This window comes from Streptomyces sp. MZ04 (genome assembly GCF_004684775.1).
In the GTDB taxonomy this organism is placed as follows: Bacteria; Actinomycetota; Actinomycetes; order Streptomycetales; family Streptomycetaceae; genus Streptomyces.
In genome coordinates, this window is sequence record NZ_SRIC01000490.1 from 1 (window position 1) to 2993 (window position 2993).

Here is a 2993-nt window from a genome sequence, read left to right on the forward strand (position 1 = left end):
GCCCCCTCCCCACCCCCGTGCTCGCCTTCGCCATAAGGCACCTCGGCGCGGTCGCCGGCGTGGAGGTCACGGCCAGCCACAACCCGCCGCGCGACAACGGCTACAAGGTCTACCTCGGCGACGGCTCCCAGATCGTCCCGCCCGCGGACGCGGAGATCGCGGCGGAGATCGACGCGATCGTCAGCCTGCACGACGTACCCCGGCCCGACAGCGGCTGGGAGATCCTCGGCGACGACGTCCTGAACGCCTATCTGGCGCGTACGGACGCGGTCCTGGCCCCGGAGTCCCCCCGCACCGCCCGCACCGTCTACACGGCGATGCACGGCGTCGGCAAGGACACGCTCCTCGCGGCGTTCGACCGGGCCGGCTTCCCCGCCCCGGTCCTCGTCGCCGAGCAGGCCGAGCCGGACCCCGACTTCCCGACGGTCGCGTTCCCGAACCCGGAGGAGCCGGGGGCGATGGACCTCGCCTTCGTGCAGGCCCGCGAGACGGACCCGGACCTGATCATCGCCAACGACCCGGACGCGGACCGCTGCGCGGCCGCCGTCAAGGACGGCGCGGACTGGCGCATGCTCCGGGGCGACGAGGTGGGCGCTCTCCTTGCGGCCCATCTCGTGCGACGGGGCGCGCGCGGCACCTTCGCCGAGTCGATCGTGTCCTCGTCCCTCCTGGGCCGGATCGCCGAGAAGGCGGGTCTTCCTTACGAAGAGACCCTCACCGGCTTCAAGTGGATCGCCCGCGTGGAGGACCTGCGGTACGGCTACGAGGAGGCGCTCGGCTACTGCGTGGACCCCGAGGGCGTACGCGACAAGGACGGCATCACGGCGGCGCTGCTGCTCACCGAGCTCGCGTCCGAGCTGAAGGAGGCGGGCCGCACACTGCTCGACCTCCTCGACGACTTGGCCGTGGAGCACGGACTGCACGCCACGGACCAGCTCTCGGTGCGCGTGGAGGACCTCTCCCTGATCGCGAACGCGATGCGCGAGCTGCGCGAACAGCCGCCGACGGCGCTCGCGGGCCTGCCCGTGACCAAGGCGGAGGACCTGACGCAGGGCACGGACAAGCTGCCGCCCACGGACGGCCTGCGCTACACGCTGGACGGCGCGCGCGTCATCGTCCGGCCCAGCGGCACCGAGCCGAAGCTCAAGTGCTACCTCGAGGTGGTCGTCCCGGTGGCGGACACGTCCGCCCTGCCGGGTGCCCGCGCCAAGGCGGCGGAGCTCCTCGCCGCGATCAAGCGCGACCTCTCGGCGGCCGCCGGCATCTGAACCACCCCGGGCCACCACCCGTCCGAGTGGTTCCCGTACGGCAGGTGACGCAGCGATCCGGTGCGCTGCCGGTCCCCCAGGAAGGGTCGACCGGTAGCGCACTTTCACGTTCCCGGAGCCGCCGCAGTGCCGTACGGACCGACCTCTGAGACCCCGACCGCCCCGGCGTCCACCGCCCCGTCACGGGTCCCGGCGTCCCGGCGCCCCCGCACCGCCGCCCGACCCTGTCCCCGCCTGCCCGCACGGGCGGCCCGCGCCCTGCGGCACGCCTCCCCGGCGCTCCTCGCCTACGCCGCCGTACGCGTCCTGGGGGCACTGGTCTTCGCCGTGTGGGCGCGCAGGGAACGCCGGGACGTCTGGCACCTGCTCGCGGAGTCCTGGGACTGCGACTGGTATCTGAAGATCGCCGACAACGGGTACGCGCACACCCTGGGCACCCAGATCGACGCGAACAACCTGGCGTTCTTCCCGCTCTACCCGCTGCTCGTCAGGGCGGGCGAGGTCCTCGCCCCCGAACCGCGCGGCGCGGTCGGACTCGCGCTCTCCGTAGGGTGCTCGTTCCTCGCCGCGTGGGGGATCTTCGCGGTCGGCGACCACCTCTACGGCCGCAGGGCCGGCGTCGTCCTCGCCATCCTCTGGGGCTCGCTCCCCGTCGCTCTCGTGCAGTGGATGGGCTACACGGAGTCCCTCTTCACGGCGCTCACCGCATGGGCGCTGTACGCCGTGCTCACCGGCCGCTGGGTGTGGGCGGGCGCGCTGTCCGCGCTCGCGGGCCTCACCCGCCCGACCGGCGTGGCCCTCGCGGCGGCCGTCTCCCTGACGGCCCTGCTCGCCCTGCGCCGCGGCACGGCCGGCCGGTTCCCCCTGCGCGCCCTCCTGGGGGCCCTTCTGGCGCCGTCGGGCTGGCTCGCCTACGTCGGCTGGGTGGGGCTCAGGCTAGGCCGCTGGGACGGCTATTTCGCCGTACAGAAGCTGTGGCACAACGAGTGGGACGGCGGCGTCGGGACACTGCGCACGATGTACGGCCTCCTCGCCGCCCAACGGCCGCAGCTGTTCCTGACACTGGTGACGGCGACGCTGCTCGCCGCGCTGGCGCTGTTCGCCCTGTCGCTGGGCGACCGCCAGCCGCTGCCGCTGCTGGTCTTCTCCGGGCTGCTCCTGGCGATCGTGCTCGGCAGCAAGGGCGTCTACTTCCCGAGGGCCCGCTTCCTGATGCCCGGCTTCCCCCTGCTGCTGCCACTGGCCGCGGCACTGGCCCGCGCGCGCACGCATGTCACCGTGACGGTGCTCGTGGCGGCGGCCGTCACGTCGGCGGCGTTCGGCGGCCACATGCTGCTGGCTTGGCTGGGGCCGCCGTGAGCGGTGCTGACGGTGCTGACGGCGCTGACGGCGCTGACGGCGCTGACGGTGCCTGCACGCCCCGAAAGGGGCGCGGGGAACTGCGCGACCAGCCACGACGCACCCGCGGACGAGACCGCACCTCCCGCGGAGCGAACAGCGCCTAGCCGACGATCAGCAGCACCGCCAGCAGCACCGCCCCCGCGACAACCGGCGCGAGGGTCTCGTAGCTCCAGCGCACCACCGGCTCGCCCTGCGCCGACTCGGCGGAGGCGCGGCGCTCGGAGAGTTCGCGCAGGTCGTCCATGATCTGGTCGCCGGCGGCGCGCAGGGGGTCCGCGCTGTCTCTTATACCCATCTCCGAGCCCACGAGACGCTCATGAAACT

At 73.4% G+C, this 2993-nt stretch carries 2 protein-coding genes and 1 pseudogene; 2 read left to right on the forward strand and 1 reads right to left on the reverse strand.

Going from position 1 to position 2993, the window contains the following annotated elements:
• On the forward strand, window positions 1-1268 hold a 1268-nt coding region (locus E2651_RS42290; protein WP_135336577.1), incomplete at its 5' end, for a phospho-sugar mutase.
• A gap of 126 nt (window positions 1269-1394) precedes the next feature.
• Window positions 1395-2627 (forward strand): glycosyltransferase family 39 protein, encoded by a 1233-nt coding sequence (locus tag E2651_RS42295; RefSeq protein ID WP_135336578.1) that lies wholly within the window; start codon window positions 1395-1397, stop codon window positions 2625-2627.
• Window positions 2628-2769: 142 nt separating this feature from the next.
• Here E2651_RS42295 and E2651_RS42300 read toward each other — a convergent pair.
• A pseudogene (locus E2651_RS42300) lies at window positions 2770-2993 on the reverse strand (PH domain-containing protein); the annotation flags it as partial.